The organism is Rhodococcus sp. P4_C10, assembly GCF_056402135.1.
Map to the genome: position 1 here is coordinate 24331 of NZ_JBFUHZ010000041.1, position 16886 is coordinate 41216.

Annotated in this window: 15 protein-coding genes, 1 pseudogene and 1 riboswitch; of the genes and pseudogenes, 13 read left to right on the plus strand and 3 right to left on the minus strand. The window is 70.6% G+C overall.

Annotated elements, in window-relative coordinates; all coding sequences use genetic code 11:
- Window positions 1-327: 327 nt before the first annotated feature.
- A riboswitch (cyclic di-AMP (ydaO/yuaA leader) is annotated at window positions 328-493 on the plus strand.
- Window positions 494-509: 16 nt separating this feature from the next.
- From AC1DWC_RS21490 to AC1DWC_RS21505, 4 genes are all read left to right on the plus strand, one after another.
- A complete protein-coding gene (locus AC1DWC_RS21490; RefSeq protein WP_477840728.1) occupies window positions 510-1076 on the plus strand; it encodes an NlpC/P60 family protein in 567 nt (188 codons plus the stop codon).
- Between the two features lie 366 nt (window positions 1077-1442).
- Window positions 1443-2453 carry a C40 family peptidase gene (locus AC1DWC_RS21495; protein ID WP_477911328.1) on the plus strand — a complete coding sequence of 337 codons (1011 nt, stop codon included), beginning with the start codon at window positions 1443-1445 and terminating at the stop codon, window positions 2451-2453.
- 8 nt (window positions 2454-2461) lie between these two features.
- Complete coding sequence (locus AC1DWC_RS21500) at window positions 2462-3940, plus strand: hypothetical protein (protein WP_477911330.1); 1479 nt, start codon at window positions 2462-2464, stop codon at window positions 3938-3940.
- A 16-nt stretch (window positions 3941-3956) separates the two neighbouring features.
- Window positions 3957-5084: a glycosyltransferase family 4 protein gene (locus AC1DWC_RS21505; RefSeq protein WP_477911332.1), complete on the plus strand. Its 1128-nt coding sequence runs from the start codon at window positions 3957-3959 to the stop codon at window positions 5082-5084.
- A 66-nt stretch (window positions 5085-5150) separates the two neighbouring features.
- Here AC1DWC_RS21505 and AC1DWC_RS21510 read toward each other — a convergent pair whose 3' ends face one another.
- Window positions 5151-6959 (minus strand): AMP-dependent synthetase/ligase, encoded by a 1809-nt coding sequence (locus AC1DWC_RS21510; RefSeq protein WP_477911334.1) that lies wholly within the window; start codon window positions 6957-6959, stop codon window positions 5151-5153.
- Between the two features lie 127 nt (window positions 6960-7086).
- Between AC1DWC_RS21510 and AC1DWC_RS21515 the strand changes: the two genes are divergently transcribed.
- The 6 genes from AC1DWC_RS21515 (at window position 7087) to AC1DWC_RS21540 (ending at window position 11593) form a co-directional block, all read left to right on the plus strand.
- Window positions 7087-7494, plus strand: a complete 408-nt coding sequence (locus AC1DWC_RS21515; RefSeq protein WP_092776368.1) for a polyketide cyclase / dehydrase and lipid transport — start codon at window positions 7087-7089, stop codon at window positions 7492-7494.
- 130 nt (window positions 7495-7624) lie between these two features.
- Window positions 7625-8062 (plus strand): SRPBCC family protein, encoded by a 438-nt coding sequence (locus tag AC1DWC_RS21520; protein ID WP_072846292.1) that lies wholly within the window; start codon window positions 7625-7627, stop codon window positions 8060-8062.
- A 17-nt stretch (window positions 8063-8079) separates the two neighbouring features.
- Window positions 8080-9321: an ArsA family ATPase gene (locus AC1DWC_RS21525; RefSeq protein WP_477911337.1), complete on the plus strand. Its 1242-nt coding sequence runs from the start codon at window positions 8080-8082 to the stop codon at window positions 9319-9321.
- Window positions 9318-9764: a hypothetical protein gene (locus AC1DWC_RS21530; protein WP_477911339.1), complete on the plus strand. Its 447-nt coding sequence runs from the start codon at window positions 9318-9320 to the stop codon at window positions 9762-9764. The genes AC1DWC_RS21525 and AC1DWC_RS21530 overlap by 4 nt, the downstream gene beginning before the upstream one ends.
- 2 nt (window positions 9765-9766) lie before the next feature.
- Window positions 9767-10732: an ROK family protein gene (locus AC1DWC_RS21535; protein ID WP_477911341.1), complete on the plus strand. Its 966-nt coding sequence runs from the start codon at window positions 9767-9769 to the stop codon at window positions 10730-10732.
- Window positions 10733-10861: 129 nt separating this feature from the next.
- A complete protein-coding gene (locus AC1DWC_RS21540; protein ID WP_477911343.1) occupies window positions 10862-11593 on the plus strand; it encodes a lysophospholipid acyltransferase family protein in 732 nt (243 codons plus the stop codon).
- 36 nt (window positions 11594-11629) lie between these two features.
- Here AC1DWC_RS21540 and AC1DWC_RS21545 read toward each other — a convergent pair whose 3' ends face one another.
- On the minus strand, window positions 11630-13033 hold the full coding sequence (locus AC1DWC_RS21545) for a glycosyltransferase 87 family protein (RefSeq protein WP_477911345.1): 1404 nt from the start codon (window positions 13031-13033) through the stop codon (window positions 11630-11632).
- Between the two features lie 62 nt (window positions 13034-13095).
- Here AC1DWC_RS21545 and AC1DWC_RS21550 point away from each other — a divergent pair, with 62 nt between their 5' ends.
- Together AC1DWC_RS21550 and AC1DWC_RS21555 are read left to right on the plus strand one after the other, a co-directional pair.
- Entirely contained in the window at window positions 13096-13587 is a 492-nt protein-coding gene (locus AC1DWC_RS21550) for a polyadenylate-specific 3'-exoribonuclease AS (RefSeq protein ID WP_477911347.1), read from the plus strand.
- 66 nt (window positions 13588-13653) lie between these two features.
- Window positions 13654-15039 carry a class II 3-deoxy-7-phosphoheptulonate synthase gene (locus AC1DWC_RS21555; RefSeq protein WP_477840703.1) on the plus strand — a complete coding sequence of 462 codons (1386 nt, stop codon included), beginning with the start codon at window positions 13654-13656 and terminating at the stop codon, window positions 15037-15039.
- 25 nt (window positions 15040-15064) lie between these two features.
- Here AC1DWC_RS21555 and AC1DWC_RS21560 read toward each other — a convergent pair.
- Window positions 15065-15979 (minus strand): annotated as a pseudogene (locus AC1DWC_RS21560) (aldo/keto reductase); the annotation flags it as partial.
- A 106-nt stretch (window positions 15980-16085) separates the two neighbouring features.
- Between AC1DWC_RS21560 and AC1DWC_RS21565 the strand changes: the two are divergent.
- Complete coding sequence (locus tag AC1DWC_RS21565) at window positions 16086-16655, plus strand: TetR family transcriptional regulator (RefSeq protein ID WP_477911349.1); 570 nt, start codon at window positions 16086-16088, stop codon at window positions 16653-16655.
- Window positions 16656-16886 lie beyond the last annotated feature (231 nt).

Here is a 16886-nt window from a genome sequence, read left to right on the forward strand (position 1 = left end):
TCGGGTCGCCCGGGGTCCGCGGAGCGGCCGCGTCCGCGCAAGCGGGGCGTCCGGTCCGAATCAGTATTGAGCAGGACGAACGAGTTGCAATGGAGGTCCTGGCGGACGCCGGGTTGGTGCCCAGGCTCCGCCTGGTCGTGTCGGGGCGCCTGCAACAGACCACTCGGTCGTTATCTTGTCGTGACAAAGGGGTGGCTTGACGGCCGTCCAGGTGCGGATTTGGCGCATTTGTCCGACTTTCCGGGGGAGTCGGGTCGACACGGGGGATGCGCTTTCGTAATCTTCCTGAGACCTAGCGGGTTCTTGCTTCGCCACACCGGCGCGGCATCGCTAGGACCGCCTAATCGATTTCCCGCAAGGGCGATCGTGCCGGGAACCCAAGTTTTCCTTTGGGGTGAATCCCGTCGGAGCGCGCACCGCGTGCCGACGGGTAGGGCTGATCTTCCCAGCCCGAACCCGTCAGCTAACTCGGTCGGCGGTTGAGTGGAAGAAACGGAGCACATCCTTTCGTGGCAACACACAGTTCCAAGCGCTCGATGCGCCGGGTAGTCATTGCCAGTGCGCTCGCGCTCGGCGCAGTCACCGTCTCTGCGGCTCCGGCATTCGCCGAGCCCGTCACGGTCCCCGGCGTCGGCACCTTCGACATTCCGGGTGTCCCCGCGCAGACCATCCAGATCCCCGGCCTCCCGGCCATGCCCGTGCTCCCCGGAGTCCCCGCGCCGGCTCCGGTCGTGACCGCAGGTCAGAAGGCCGTCGACGCCGCTGCCAGCAAGATCGGCTCCCCGTACGTGTGGGGCGCCTCGGGCCCGGACGCGTTCGACTGCTCCGGCCTCGTGCAGTGGGCGTTCAAGCAGGCCGGCGTCGCGCTGCCGCGCACCAGCTACGACCAGGCCGCCGCGGGCATCGCCGTGCCGACCTCCGCCCTGCAGGTCGGTGACGTCGTCTCCTTCTACGGTGGCTCGCACTCCGGCATCTACGCGGGCAACGGCGAGGTCATCCACGCCGCCACCTCGGGCACTCCGGTCAAGCGTGCGCCCATCGCCTCCATGCCGATGGACGGCGCGCGCCGCTACTGAGCGCACCCGATTCACCCGGCGCCCCCGCGGCGCTGACGCAGGCCCCCGATCCCAAGTGGACGGGGGCCTGTGGCGTCTTCCCGGACCCCCGCCGGCACCCGCCAGGGCGGGGTGGAATGTCGCGCGATTCGGGACTCGCTGAGCGGGTGGACAGCCAGTTGGCCATTCCGTAACCTGGCCGAGACCTTCCGAAACCTCGCTGCGCCGTCCGGTGCGGCAGCGGAGGTCTCCGCCACGGCGGGGCCGGCGCCCATCGGCGCGTCCCGCACCGGGTATCCAATGGCGCAGGAGCGGAAGAACGGAGTACCACGGTTCGTGGCGTCTCGGAGATCGATGCGGTCCAGGTGTGGAGCGCTCGCAACAGGAATGCTCACCCTCACACTGGTCGCGGTGTCGGCCGGAACCGCGGGTACCGCGTCCGCGGACCCCGCGCTCGACAACCCGACCGCGGCGCTCGAGCGGCTCGCCGAACTCTCTCGTGAGTCCGAGCAGACCACCGAGGCGATGCACAACGCGCAGATCGACCTCGAGTCGAAGCTCTCCGTGCAACACGACGCCGAGGCGCGCAACGCAGGCGACCGCACCCTGCTCGAGCAGGCCCAGGCGAAGGTCGCGCAGTTCCAGCCCGCCGTCGACCGGCTGACCGCCGTCAACTACCAGGGCGGCCGCGTCAACCGGCTCTTCGCGGTGATGGTGTCGGACTCTCCTCAGCAGTTGCTCGACCAGATGTCCACGTTGAGCGTCATCTCGGCGGACACCGCAGTCCAGGTCAAGGAGTTCAAGGAGGCCGGCGACCGGGCCGCCGCGGCCGCCGCCGCGTCGCAGGAGTCCGCCGCCGCGGCCCGCACCGCCACCGAAGAGGCCAAGTCGATCAGCGACGACCTGCAGCGCAAGCAGAGCGACCTGCAGACGCAGATCGCCGAGGTGACACGGGCGTTCGGTGCGCTGACGGCCTCGGAGCGGGACACCCTCGCGGGTACCCCCTTCCCGCCCGGTGTCGACCTCGGTGCCCTTCTCGCGAGCCTGCCGGCCGGGTCGAACGCCGGCGCGGTCGAGGCCGGCCTGACCCAGGTGGGCAAGCCGTACGTCTGGGGTGCCACCGGACCGGACGGCTACGACTGCTCGGGGCTGATGGTCTGGGCGTACAAGCAGATCGGCAAGACCCTGCCGCGGTCGAGCCAGGCGCAGGCCGCGGGCGGGGCGCCGGTGCAGAAGGCCGACCTGCAGCCCGGCGACCTGGTGCTCTACTACTCGGACGCCTCGCATGTGGGTATGTACATCGGGAACGGGAACATCGTGCACGCGTCCACGTACGGGGTGCCGGTCAAGGTCGCGCCGATGGACGCGTACCCGTTCTACGGCGCCCGACGCTACTGAACGCCGACATGCCGGGGGCCGGGTCGCCGAACACGGGTCCGCCGAACGCAGACATACCGAACACGGACCTGCTCAAGACGGACCTGCTGAGCACGGTCACCCCGAACTCGGACCGGCCGGCCGCCGGTGGTGACCGACCGCAGCGCCGGACCAGGCGGCGGATCCGGCGCTGGGAGGCGCTGGCATTGGCCGGGTTGCTGTGCGCGCTCGGCGCCGCGGGCGCAGTCGCGCTGTCCGCCGGTTCCGGCGGTGCGCCGCCGCCCGCCGCACCTGTGGCGGCCGCCCCTCTCAGCGCGTTCGAGCAGGCCCGCAGGGCGGGCGTGCAGGGGTTGCTCGACCGGTGGGCCGGGGCGGTGCGTGACGGGGACCGTGGCTCTCTGGTCGCGCTCTTCGACGAGGGCGCGGTGCCCGGGTTCGTCGACGCCGAGGTGCGCCGGATGAACAACCTGGCGGGGGTGCCGTTGGCGGACTGGGGCTACGAGATCGGTCACGAACCGGAGCACCCGGTCCCGACCGACCTCGCCGAGCACCTGGGCGCCACGGACGTGTGGGCGCCGCCGGTGTACCTGCGCTACGCCGTCGAGGGGGCGGACGCCGCGTCGACGCGCAAGCCGGTCTCGCTGGTGGTGGCACGCCGCGGTGACGACTGGAAGCTGGTCTCGGACTGGGACCTGCCCGAGTACGGTCGTGAAACCTGGCGGGGGCCTTGGGACTTCGGGCCGGTGATCGCCCGCGAGGTGACCACCGCGTCGAACGTCTCGGTGGTGCTGGGACATCCGGACCAGGAGGCCTGGGTCGACGCCGTGGCCGAGGAGATGCGGACCGCGGTGCCCGCCGTGACCGAGCTGTGGGGGACCGGCTGGGCCCGTCGGGCGGTGGTGATCGTCGCGTCCGACCAGGAGGAGTTCACGGCCCAGGCCGGCGCGGACCACAGCGGCGCGAACATTGCGGCGGTCGCGGTGTCCGACGCCGTCGTGCCCGGGTCGGACACGGTAACCGGGCAGCGGATCGTGTTCAGCCCGGCGTCGGCGGGCCGGCTCACCGAGGACACTCGGCGTTCGGTGCTCCGCCACGAGCTGACCCACATCGCGGCCAGGGCGGCGACCACGGACGGTTCGCCGCTGTGGATGCTCGAGGGCTTCGCGGACTACACGGGTCACCGCGGTTCCGGAATCGGCGTGGCGGCGGCGGCGCCGACGGTGGCGGCCGCCGTGGCCGCGCACGGGCCGCCCGCCCGGCTGCCCTCGGACGCAGACTTCGCGGCGGGTGGGGACCGTGCGGTGGTGGCCTACGAGCTGGCATGGTCGGTGAACGCCTACATCGCCGACCGGTTCGGCGAATCCGCGCTGGGGGACCTGTACCACGCGCTGGCCACCGGTCCGGTCGACGCGATCACGCTGGACGGCCGCCTGCAGGGCGTTCTCGGACTGTCGAGCGCGGAACTGGTGTCCGGGTGGGGCACCTGGATGACCGAGCAGCTCTCCTGACCCCTACGGTGGACACATGCGGCGAACCCTGTTGGTGACGAACGATTTTCCGCCTCGACCGGGGGGAATTCAGTCCTACCTGCAGTCTTTCGCGACGGCACTGCCGCCGGACGAGCTGGTCGTCTACGCGCCGCGGTGGCGCGGCGACAGCCACACCAAGTTCGACGCGCGCCAGCCGTTCGAGGTGGTACGGCACCCCACGACGCTGATGCTGCCCACTCCGCTGGTGGCCCGCCGCGCGGCGAAGCTGGTCCGGTCGCACGGGTGCGACAGCGTCTGGTTCGGCGCCGCCGCGCCGCTGGCGTTGCTCGCGCCGGGCCTGCGCCGCGCGGGTGCGGAGCGGATCGTCGCGAGCACCCACGGCCACGAGGTGGGTTGGTCGATGCTGCCCGGTGCCCGGCAGGCGCTGCGGCGGATCGGCGGCACCACCGACACCGTCACCTACGTCAGCAAGTACACCCGCCGGCGCTTCGCGGCGGCGTTCGGCGCCGACGCGGCTCTCGAACACCTGCCGCCGGGGGTCGACACCGAGGTGTTCCGCCCGGACCCGGCCGCTCGGGCGGAGCTGCGTGCCCGGTACGGCCTGGGCGAGCGGCCCACGGTCCTGTGCCTGTCCCGGCTGGTGCCGCGCAAGGGGCAGGACATGTTGATCAAGGCGCTGCCGACGATCCGGCGGTCCGTAGACGGTGCGGTGCTGGTGATCGTCGGCGGTGGCCCCTACGAGGGCGCGCTGCGGGCGCTGGCGCGCGAGCAGGGCGTCGAGGAGCACGTGGTGTTCACCGGGACCGTGCCGGCCGCGGAACTCGCCGCGCACCACACCATCGCGGACGTGTTCGCCATGCCGTGCCGGACCCGGGGCGCAGGGCTGGACGTGGAGGGCCTCGGGATCGTCTTCCTGGAGGCGTCGGCCACCGGTGTGCCGGTGATCGCCGGGCGGTCCGGCGGAGCGCCGGAGACGGTGCGGGAGAACGAGACCGGGCACGTCGTCGACGGAACCTCGGTGCGGGCGATCGCCGAGTCCGTGGTGTCGGTTCTATCGGACCCCGACCGCGCCGCGGAGATGGGTGCGGCCGGTCGGCGTTGGGTGTCCGAGCAGTGGCGATGGGACACCCTGGCCGCCAAGCTGGCCGGCCTGCTGCACTGACCGCTTCGCGCCGGTGAGTCCTTCCCCCGAGGGGAACCGGACGGACTCACCGGCGGCGCGGCCGCCCTACTTCGAGTAGATGGCGTCGATGTCGGCGGCGAAGCTCTGGTGGATGACGTTGCGCTTGAGCTTGAGCGTCGGCGTGAGCTCGCCGGTGTCCTCGCTGAAGTCGACCGACAGGATCTTGTACTTCTTGATCGCCTCGGCGTGCGAGACCAGGGTGTTGGCCTCGGCGATCGCCGCGTCGACGTCGGCGACCAGGTCCGCGTCGGTGAGCAGTTCGGCCACGGTGGCCGCGGCGGGCTTGCCGTTGCGCTGCTTCCAGCCCGGCCACGCGTCCGGGTCGACGGTGATCAGGGCGCCGATGAACGGCTTCTGGTCGCCGACCACGATGGCCTGGCTGATCAGCGGGTGCGCGCGGAGCATGTCCTCGAGTTGCGCGGGCGCGACGTTCTTGCCGCCCGCGGTGACGATGATCTCCTTCTTGCGGCCGGTGATGGTGATGTAGCCCTCGGAGTCGACGGACCCGAGGTCGCCGGTGTGGAACCAGCCGTCCTCGATGGCGTCGGCGGTGGCCGCCTCGTTGCGCCAGTAGCCGGTGAAGACCACCGGACCGGAGAGCAGGATCTCGCCGTCCTCGGCGATCCGAACCGCGTTGCCGGCCAACGGCTTGCCCACGGTGCCGATCTTCTGGTTGCCGGGGGTGTTCACGGCGATCGCGGCGGTGGTCTCGGTGAGTCCGTAGCCCTCGTAGATGGTCACGCCGATGCCGCGGAAGAAGTGGCCGAGGCGGGCGCCGAGCGGGGCGCCGCCGGAGATCGCGAGCTGGCACTGGCCGCCGAGGGCGGCGCGCAGCTTGGAGTACACCAGCTTGTCGAACAGGGCGTGCTGTGCCTTGAGGATCAGGCCCGCGCCACCGGTGTCCTGGGCCTCGCTCCACTGCACGGCGATGTCGGCGGCCTTGTCGAAGATCTTGCCCTTGCCCTCGCCGTGCGCCTTCTGGCGTGCCGAGTTGTACACCTTCTCGAACACCCGGGGCACCGAGAGGATGAAGTCCGGCTTGAACTCGCCGAAGTTCGCCACCAGGTTCGGGATGTCGGCGGTGTGGCCGAGCGTGGCGCCGGCGTCGAACGCGCCGAGGCTGACCGCGCGGGCCAGCACGTGCGCCATCGGCAGGAACATCAGCGAGCGGCGGCCCGGCTGCAGCAGGCTGCCGAACCCGGAGGTGGTGATGCCCCGGGACTCGGCGATCAGGTTGCCGTGGGTGAGCTGACAGCCCTTGGGGCGGCCCGTGGTGCCGGAGGTGTAGATCAGGGTGGCCGGGTCGGCGGACCGGAGCCCGTCGGTGCGCGAGCGCACCTCCTCGTCGGCGACGTCCGCGCCCAGGGAGACGAGTTCCTCGACGGCACCGGCGGTGCCGTCGGCGCCCTCGATGCGCAACGTCCGGCGCAGGCTCGGCGCCTCCGCGGCGACGGTCTCGACGGTCCGCTCGTGCTCGGCGTTCTCGACGACGAGCAGGACGGCGGCGGAGTCCTCGAGGATCCAGCGCACCTGCTCGGCGGCCGAGGTCTCGTAGATCGGCACGGTGACGCCGCCCGCGGCCCAGATCGCGAAGTCGACCAGCGGCCACTCGTACCGGGTGGCAGACATCAGGCCGACCCGGTCGCCGGGCTGCACGCCGAGCGCGGTCAGTCCCTTGGCGACGGCGGTGACCTGGGAGGCGAACTCGGCCGCGGTCACGTCGGCCCAGGTGCCGCCGGTCTGCCGCTTGAAGATCACCAGGTCGGGACGCTCGGCGGCGTGTTTGAACACCCCGTCCACCGCGGACGCGTCCTCGGGAACGATGAAAGTTGAGGGAACGCTGAACTCACGCACGAAGACCTCCGACGCAGCGGGCTGACGAGTGGGTACTGACGAGTAGCTTTGAACTTTGCGTCCACTTTAACGCCTGCTGTTGCGCCCTGGACCACACCCGGTCTCGCGCATGTGTGAAGCTAGCCGGGTGAGCAGCATTCAGGTCGCGGACCAGACTTTCATCGCGGCGGAACCCGCCCTCGTCGCCGGGTGCCTCGGTGCGCCGTCCAAGTGGCGCCGCTGGTGGCCGGATCTCCGGCTCGGCGTCGGGGAAGACCGTGCCGAGAAGGGAATTCGCTGGACGGTGAACGGCCCGCTGACCGGCACCATGGAGGTCTGGCTGGAACCGGTGCTCGACGGCACCATCGTGCACTACTTCCTGCACGCCGAGCCGACCGGTTACGGACCCGCGGCCCTGGCGAAGTTCGACCTCGCGGCGGCGAACCGGGAGCGCCGGGTGGCGGGCAAGAACATGGCGTTCGAGGCCAAGCGTGAGCTCGAGGCCGGCCGGCCGGCCGGGGAGTCGCCCGCCGCGTACGCGGCCGCACGGGACTAACATCGCTGCTGGCAGCAGGGCGCTCCCGGCACCGGGAGAGCGTGCCGCAGCTCCGTCGGAGGACGGGGCGGTCGAGGGACCGACGCGGTCGAGGGACCAGCGCAGTCGTGGGAAAGGAAGCGTCGCCAGCATGGCCGACAAGACCAACAGGTCGATCAGCATCGCCGCCGCACCGGAGCGGGTGATGGACGTGATCGCGGACTACGACGCGTACCCGCAGTGGGTGGCCGCCGCGAAGTCGGTCGAGGTGCTCTCCGTCGGGGCGAACGGTCGGGCCGAGCAGGTCCGGTTCGTCCTGGACGCCGGGATGGTCAAGGACACCTACGTCCTCGAGTTCGACTGGGCCGCCGACGGCCGGTCGGTGCGCTGGGAGTTGGTCTCCGGCGAGATCCAGAAGGCGCAGTCCGGTTCCTACACCCTGGTCGGCGAGCCGGACGGGTCCACGACCGTCACCTACGAGCTCACCGTGGACCTGAACATCCCGATGATCGGCCTGTTCAAGCGCAAGGCGGAGAAGGCGATCACCGACACCGCGCTCAAGGAATTGAAGAAGCGAGTCGAGGGCTGACCGCGAACGACGCCGATGTGCGCTCCCAGGTGCAGTTCATCGTCGGCAAGGGTGGCGTCGGCAAGACGACGGTCGCCGCGGCGACCGCGGTAGCTCTGGCGCGCAGGGGGATTCGAGTGCTCGCCGTGTCCCTGGACCAGGCGCACTCGCTGGCCGACGTGTTCGGTGTCGGGCGACGCCCGGGCGACGCGGACTCGGTGACCTCCGTGGCGGACCGGATCGACGTCCTCGAACTCGACACGCTCGCGCTGCTGGAGCGGCGGCTCGCGGTGCTCGCGGCGTTGGTGCCCGGCGACCACGAGCACGAGCACGGTGCGCCGCTCTCGCTGCCCGACCCGCAGGAACTGACCGGACTGCCCGGCGCCCAGGAACTGCTGGCGCTCGCCGAGGTCACCCGGTTGGCCGACTCCGGCGACTGGGACGTGGTGCTGGTGGACTGCCCGGCGACCGCGGACGCGCTGCGACTGCTCCAGGTGCCCGAGACGGTGGCCGACTACGTCGAGCGGATCTGGCCCCTGCACAGCCGCGCCCTGGTGGGTCCGTCGGCGCCGCAGTGGCAGCTGATCGCGGCCCTGCTGGTGGACCGTCTCGTCGCGTCGACGGAGCCGATTCGTGAGCTCCTGGCCGACGGCGCCCGCACTGGCGTCCGGCTGGTCGCCGGGGCCGGGACGGTGCCGCTGGCCGAGGCGCGCCGCACCGTCACCGCCCTCGCGCTGCTCGGCCTCCGGCTCGACGACGTGGTGGTGAACGGCCTTGCGCCGCACGACGATCAGGCGCCGGAGGCAGTCGCCGATGCAGCGGTTCTGCGCGGGTTCCGCGGTCGCCGCGCCGCTCAGGACGCGATGGTCGCGGAGCTGCGCGCGAGCCTCGCGGCGGTGACCGTGCGCACCGCGGACGAGTGCGCGAGCGAGCCGGTAGGGTTGGAGCCTCTCGCGACGCTGGCCGACGCGCTGTTCCCTGCCGTCACGGCACCGCGGCCAGGAGACACGCCGGCGGCGGGGCGGGAGAACACGGTGGTACTCGAGTCGGGATCGGGGGTGGAGTCGGTGTACGCGTTGCGCCTGCCACTGCCGTTGGCCGACCCGTCCACCGTGACCCTCGGCAGGGTCGAGGACGACCTGGTGGTCGGTGCCGCGGGGCTGCGCCGCCGGGTGCGGCTGGCGTCGGTGCTGCGCCGCTGCGTGACTGTCGGGGCCGACTTCGAGGGCGACGACCTGGTGGTCCGCTTCCAGCCGGACCCGCAGGTGTGGCCGCAGTGAGCGGGGACCACACCGAACTGATGGTGGAACTGCGCGCGCTGACGCTCGCCGCGCTGGACCGCCTCGAGCCGATGCTCGAACCGCTCCTCGAACGTGCGGCAGAAGCGGCGGGCGAGACCCCCGGCGCGGCCGGGCCGGGGGACCCCGCGGTGTCCGGTGCCGCCGTTTCCGGGTCGTCCCCTCCGCCGTCCGGCTGCAAGTGGTGCCCGGTGTGCGCCCTGGCGGCGTTGGCTCGCGGCGAACAGCACGACCTGCTCACCCTGCTGGCCTCACAGGCCGTCGCCCTGCTCGCTTTGATCCGGGCGCTGCTCGAACAGCACGGGCAGCGGCCGGGACCGGACGGTGACGACGGCGGGGTCGGCGGGGTTGGCGACGGCGACCCGCCGCCACCTCGACCGCGCGGATTCGTCCCGATCGTGGTTCATGTCGAGGACAATCGCTGATCATGGGCGCACTCGAGGAGGGTCCGGCGCTGACGGTCGGTATCGACGTCGGGGGCACCAGCATTCGCGCCTCGGTCGTCGCGGCGGACGGCGAGGTACTCGACTCGGTGCAGGCGCCGACCCCGCAGTCGGCGCGGGCACTCGAGGACGGGCTGGACCGCGCCGTTCGGGAACTGGCCGGCCGGCACCGGATCGGCGCGGTGGGGCTCGCGGTGGCGGGGTTCATCGACCTCGAACGCACCACGGTTCGGTTCGCGCCGCACCTGCCGTGGGTCGACGCACCGGTGGCCCGGGACCTGGGGGACCGACTCGGGTTGCCGGTGGTCCTCGAACACGACGGCAACGCCGCGGCGTGGGCCGAGTACCGGTTCGGCGCCGCGGCCGGCGGGCGCAACGTGGTGACCGTGGCCATCGGCACGGGGATCGGGGCGGCGCTGCTGATCGACGGGGCCCTGTACCGCGGCAGTCACGGCGTGGCACCGGAACTCGGTCACCTGCAGGTGGTGCCGGACGGTCGCCCGTGCTCGTGCGGCAAGCGTGGATGCTGGGAAAGATATTGCAGTGGAACGGCTCTGGTGGACACCGCCATCGAGATGCTGGCTGCCAACCCGGCGGACTCGACGGTGCTGGCGCGGGAGGTGGCCCGCGACCCCGGCTCGCTGACCGGGCGCAGGGTGGCGGGCGCTGCGCAGGACGGCGACGGGGTCGCGCTGCGGGCGATTGCCGACCTCTCGCACTGGCTCGGCGTCGGTCTAGCGATGGTCAGCGACATCTTCGACCCCGATCTGGTGGTGATCGCGGGCGGCGTGGCGAGCTCGTCGGCACTGTTCCTGGACGACGCCCGTGAGCGGTACGCGGGCCTGGTCACCGGGGCCGGCCACCGTCCGCTGGCCCGGATCAGGGCCACCCAGCTCGGTGAGGCCGCCGCGATGATCGGCGCCGCCGAACTCGCCCGCTGCATGCTGTGAACGCCGGGCGGGAGTGGGTGTGTGATCCTGCCGGCCGCCGCCGCCCGCTGTGGCGGCCTTCACGCCTGCTCGGTACAGTCAGCAGCAGCGAAAACACAGTGTGAGCACGGTTGACTTCGGGAAGGCGCCATGTGGTACTGGCTGTTCAAATACGTTCTTCTCGGACCGTTTCTCTACGTGCTCGGGCGCCCCACAATCGAAGGGGCAGAGCACCTTCCGACTGACGGGCCCGCGATTCTCGCCAGCAACCACCAGGCCGTGGTCGACTCGTTCTACCTGCCGATGCGGTCGCCGCGGCGCATCACCTTCCTGGCCAAGAGTGAGTACTTCACCGGCGCCGGACTCAAGGGCAGATTCCAGAAGTGGTTCTTCTCCGCGCTGGGGCAGGTGCCGATCGACCGGACCGGCGCCGACGCCGCCAGCGACGCGCTGAAGGCGGGTCTCCAGGTGCTCGCCGACGGCAAGCTGCTCGGCATCTACCCGGAGGGCACGCGGTCCCCGGACGGACGGCTGTACAAGGGCAAGACGGGCATGGCCCGGATGGCGCTGGAGGCGGGCGTCCCGGTCATCCCGGTTGCGATGATCGGCACCGACAAGCTCAACCCGATCGGTTCGCGGCTGCCGCGGCCCGGAAAGATCGTGATCCGGGTCGGCCCGCCGCTCGACTTCTCCCGGTTCAACGGCATGGGCGGAAACCGGTTCGTCGAGCGGGCGGTCACCGACGAGGTGATGTACACGCTGATGAAGCTCTCGGGTCAGGAGTACGTCGACGTGTACGCGGCCACGCTCCGGAACAAGGTTCCCGCCGAGCCGGCGCCCCGACCGGACGCCGCACGCATCCCGGACGTCGAGGCGAGCTGAGCGAGTCCGGCCCGGCGAGCTGCCCGGCGCGGACCGTCAGCTGACGCGGACCAGTTCGGGGTCCTCGTCCTCGTCCTCGTCCGCGGACTCCGCCGGCAGCGGGTCGGCGGCGTGGGCCGGTGCCAGGGGCACGACCGCGACCAGCACCAGTGTGGCCAGGCCCCACCACACGTACGACGACGCCAGGAACTGGTCCCACAGCGGCCAGCCGAGTCCGCTGGTCCGGCCGGGCGCCAGCCGCCAGTGCGGTGCGATCACGAAAAGGGCGATGCCCGCGAGCGTCCATGTCGCCCACAGTGCCCGGTGTCGGAGCTCGTTGTCCGCCGACCGCCCGGCGTCGCGTCGGGCGAGGGCCAGGTGCCCGCACACCGCGAGCATCGGGACCACCCACACCCAGTGGTGCGACCACGAGACCGGCGAAGCCAGCAGCCCGAACATCGCGGTCGTGGTGAGTGCGAGCGCGGGTCGTCCGGCCGCGAAGGACCGGCGCACGGCGACGACGGTGATCGCCAGGGCCAGCAGGCAGCCCAGCACCCACAGCGGGGAACGCAGGGCCGGGTCGAGGCCGAGCCGTGCCAGCACGCCGGTGATCGACTGGTTCGCCGGGTAGGCGGGCAGCCCGATCCGGCCGGAGTCCACCAGCGTCTCGGTCCAGTAGGTCTTCGCGTCGGAGAAGGACACCGCGAACCCGATCGCGACGCCCGCGAGGAAGCCGACGCCGGTCATGAGCGTGGCGCGGAAGTCCTTGCGCAGCAGGAAGAACAGTACGAACACCGCGGGCGTCAACTTCACCGCCGCGACCAGACCGACTACCAGTCCGCGGGGCCACGGTGTCTTCGGCAGCAGGCAGTCCGCCACGACCAGGGCCATCAGCACGATGTTGACCTGGCCGTAGTCGAGCGTCGAGTACACCGGCTCGAGCAGCAGCGCGCCGGCGAACAGGGCGCCGGCCGTCCACGTCACGGTGGTGCGGTCGACCAGGCCGAGGGACCGCAGGGTCAACAGGATCGACCCGACGAGGAAGACCAGGGACGTCGCCGTCAACGCGAGGCTGGCGTGGTCGAGGGTCAGCGCCGACATCGGGCTGAACAGGATCGCGGCGAGCGGCGGGTAGGTGAACGGCAGTGGCTTGCCGAGGGCGGTGGCCGGGAGGTGGCCGTACAGCGGCACGCCGTGCGCCAGCGCGGTGCCGCCGATCCGGTAGACGTCCAGGTCGATCCGGTAGTAGCTGCCGACCTGACGCAGCCAGGGGAAGCCGACCAGGTTGTAGGCCACTCCGACGGTCACCGCCGCCAGCACGGCCAGGCGGGCGGTCAGCGACCTCGGCCAGGTCGACCAGGTCGGCCGGGTGTCGGGGGAAGCATCGGTGCCGCCGTGGTCCCGGGCGGGGGATTCGGCGGTGCGGGCGGCTGCGGTCCCAGTGTCAGGGGCGGTCGGCACCAGTCATCCTTCGGTTCGGGGGCGGTCGTACTCCCAGTGTGCATGGCGCATAGGCTGCTCGTGTGCGCTATTTCTACGACTGCGAGTTCATCGAGGATGGTCGCACAATCGACCTGGTCTCGATCGGTGTGGCTGCCGAGGACGGGCGAGAGTTCTACGCCGTGTCCACCGAGTTCGACCCCTCCCGTGCGGGAAAGTGGGTCCGCGCGAACGTGCTGCCGAAGCTGCCGCAGCCGTCGTCGCCGCTGTGGCGCTCGCGCGAACAGATCCGCAACGACCTGCTCAAGTTCCTGATTCCGAGGCCGGGCATCACCCCCGAGCTGTGGGCCTGGGTCGCCGCCTACGACCACGTGGCGCTGTGCCAGCTGTGGGGTGACATGACCGCGCTGCCACAGCCGATGCCGCGGTTCACCCGTGAGCTCAAGCAGTACTGGGAGGAAGCCGGGTCGCCGGTGCTGCCGTCCGCACCGAGTGACGCGCACGACGCGCTCGCCGACGCGCGGCACAACCTGGTGAAGTACGAGGCGATCCGGGCGTCGCTGACGCTGCGCTGACCCGCCACCGGCACGGGAAACGGCCCCTTCGTGACGGCGAGCCCGGGGAATGAATATCCTGTATGAGTGAACTGGACTGTCGACGTGCCGATCGACCGCTTGCCCCAACTCCCGCCGCTGCCCGCAGCGATGCGCCAGCAGCTCGACGAGGCGCTGAGCAAGCCCGCCGCCCAGCAGCCGTCGTGGCCGCAGGACCAGGCGGCCGCGATGCGCACTGTGCTCGAGAGCGTGCCGCCCATCACCGTCGCCAGCGAGGTGGAGGCCCTGCAGGCCCAGCTCGCCGGCGTCGCGCGCGGCGAGGCCTTCCTGCTGCAGGGCGGTGACTGCGCGGAGACGTTCGCGGACAACACCGAGCCGCACATCAAGGGCAACATCCGCACCCTGCTGCAGATGGCCGTGGTGCTGACCTACGGCGCGAGCCTGCCGGTGGTGAAGGTCGCCCGGATCGCCGGCCAGTACGCCAAGCCGCGTTCGTCGGACGTCGACTCGCTGGGGCTCAAGTCCTACCGCGGCGACATGGTCAACTCGCTCGTCGCCGACGAGGCCGTGCGCGCGCACGACCCGTCGCGGTTGGTGCGTGCCTACGCCAACGCCAGCGCCGCGATGAACCTGGTGCGTGCGCTCACCGGGGCCGGCATGGCCGACCTGCACAAGGTGCACGACTGGAACCGCGAGTTCGTCGCGTCGTCGCCGGCCGGTGCCCGCTACGAGTCGCTGGCCACCGAGATCGACCGCGGCCTGCAGTTCATGAACGCCTGCGGGGTCACCGACCCGACCCTGCACCAGGCCCAGATCTTCGCCAGTCACGAGGCGCTCGTGCTCGACTACGAGCGCGCGATGCTGCGGCTGGACAACGACGACGACCACCCGAAGCTGTACGACCTGTCGGCGCACTTCCTGTGGATCGGTGACCGCACCCGTCAGCTCGACGGTGCCCACATCGCGTTCGCCGAGCTGGTGTCGAACCCGATCGGCCTCAAGATCGGGCCGACCACGACGCCCGAGATGGCGGTCGAGTACGTCGAGCGTCTCGACCCGACGAACAAGCCCGGTCGGCTGACGCTGATCTCGCGGATGGGCAACGGCAAGGTCCGCGACCTGCTGCCCCCGATCATCGAGAAGGTGCAGGCCACCGGTCACCAGGTGATCTGGCAGTGCGACCCGATGCACGGCAACACCCACGAGGCATCGACGGGGTACAAGACCCGTCACTTCGACCGCATCGTCGACGAGGTGCAGGGCTTCTTCGAGGTCCACAACGGCATGGGCACCCATCCGGGCGGCATCCACGTCGAGCTGACCGGCGAGAACGTCACCGAGTGCCTCGGAGGCGCGCAGGACATCTCCGACCTGGACCTGTCCGGTCGCTACGAGACCGCGTGCGACCCGCGGCTGAACACCCAGCAGTCCCTCGAACTGGCCTTCCTGGTCGCCGAGATGCTGCGAGGCTGACGCCTCGGACTGATGTCCACCCTTCGGCCGCGAGCATCGTGATGCTCATCGCGACCAGATCCTCGTCGGTAAGTACCAGATCGGCAGCCGCGATGTTCTGCTCGACCCGAGCCGGGTTGCGGGAGCCCGGGATCGGGACGATGTAGTCCTGGCGAGCCAAGTGGCATGCCAACGAGAGCTGGGCCAGGGTGGCGTCCTTGCGGCGGGCGAGTGCGGTGAGTTCGTCGACGATCGAGAGGTTGGCGGCGAAGTTCTCCGGGGCCCACCACGGGATGTGCTGACGGAAGTCGTTGGCGTCGTAGTGCTCGCGGGAGGCGACCGCACCGCTGAGGAAGCCGCGGGCCAGCGGCGAGTAGGCGACAAAGCCGACGCCGAGTTCCTCCAGGACGGGGAAGAGGGACTCGACCTCGCGCGCGAAGATCGAGTACTCGGTCTGCAGTACCGAGATCGGATGCACTGCATGTGCGGCGCGGATGGTGGCCTCGTCGGCTTCGGACAGCCCCAGATACTTGACCTTGCCGGCCTCGACGAGTTCCTTCATCGTGCCGACCACGTCCTCGATGGGGACGTTCGGGTCGGGACGGTGCTGGTAGAGCACGTCGATCGTGTCGACGCCGAGATTGCGGAGGCTGGCGTCGACGACCTCGCGGATGTGGCCGGGTCGCGAGTCGAACCCGAACGTGGGCGTGAAGCCGAACTTCGTGGCGATGACGACGTCGTCGCGCACCGGTGCCAATGCTCGGCCGAGCAGCTTCTCGCCCTCTCCCCAGCCGTACATCTCGGCGGTGTCGAACATCGTCACTCCGAGATCGTGTGCCCTGCGGATGGCGGCGATCGACTCGTTGTCGTCGGTCGGGCCGTAGCCGATGGCGGTGCCCATCGCGCCGTAGCCGAGGGCGGAGACGGTCAGACCTTGCTTGCCGAGCGTGCGCTTTTCCATGGATTCCCTTTCGACGGTTGTCAGCCTCGGCCCAATCTGTCAGAGACTGACAACTTTGTCCATGTATGCTGCCCACGTGGAAAGTTCCTCGACACCGACCTCGGGATTGCGCGACATCACCCGAGAGGCCGTGCGCACGCGCATTTCCGAGGTCGCGGTTGACCTTTTCGCCGAGCGCGGCTTCGACTCGGTCACCGTCGAGCAGATCGCCGCCGCGGTCGGTATCTCTGCCCGAAGCTTCCATCGCTACTTCCCGGCCAAGGAAGACGCGGTCATCGGGGACCTGACCCGCTGGGGCGAGTTCGTCCGTGACGCCCTCGCCTCGCGTCCGGCCGATGAACCTGCTCTGGTGTCGTTGCGGATCTCCTTCGAATCCCTGCTGTCTCGACCACGCGGCGACGAGGACGAGCAACGCAGCAAGCGGACCATGCGCGTGCTCAACAGCACCGCGTCTCTCCGTGCCCGAAATCTCGAGAAGCATCTGGGCTGGGCGAACATGCTTGTTCCCGTTGTGCAGGCACGTCTGGCCGGTGACTGTGCGGAGCTACGAGCGCAGACACTCGTACAGGCCGCACTCGCCTGCTTCGACATCGCTCTGACCACCTGGGCCGATTCCGAGAGCGCGGACGCGGTCGAACTCCTGCGCCGATCCTTCGACGCACTCGCCGCCGAGTAAGAGATATAGGTTCGCCGGCGGCCAAGAGCAGGTTCCAGCCCGCTCCTTCGTCGCAACGGCACCCTCGTCGCACCTCCAGGCACACTGACAGCGGCCAGAACCTGCAAAGATGAGGGCCATCGCGCTCGGTTGCGGTTGGGCCGGCGTTGTCACTGATGGGATGCCGGTAGGTCTGCTCGTCTGCAAGATTGGGAGAGGCTGTGGCTGACGATGTTCGTCACGACGAGGGTC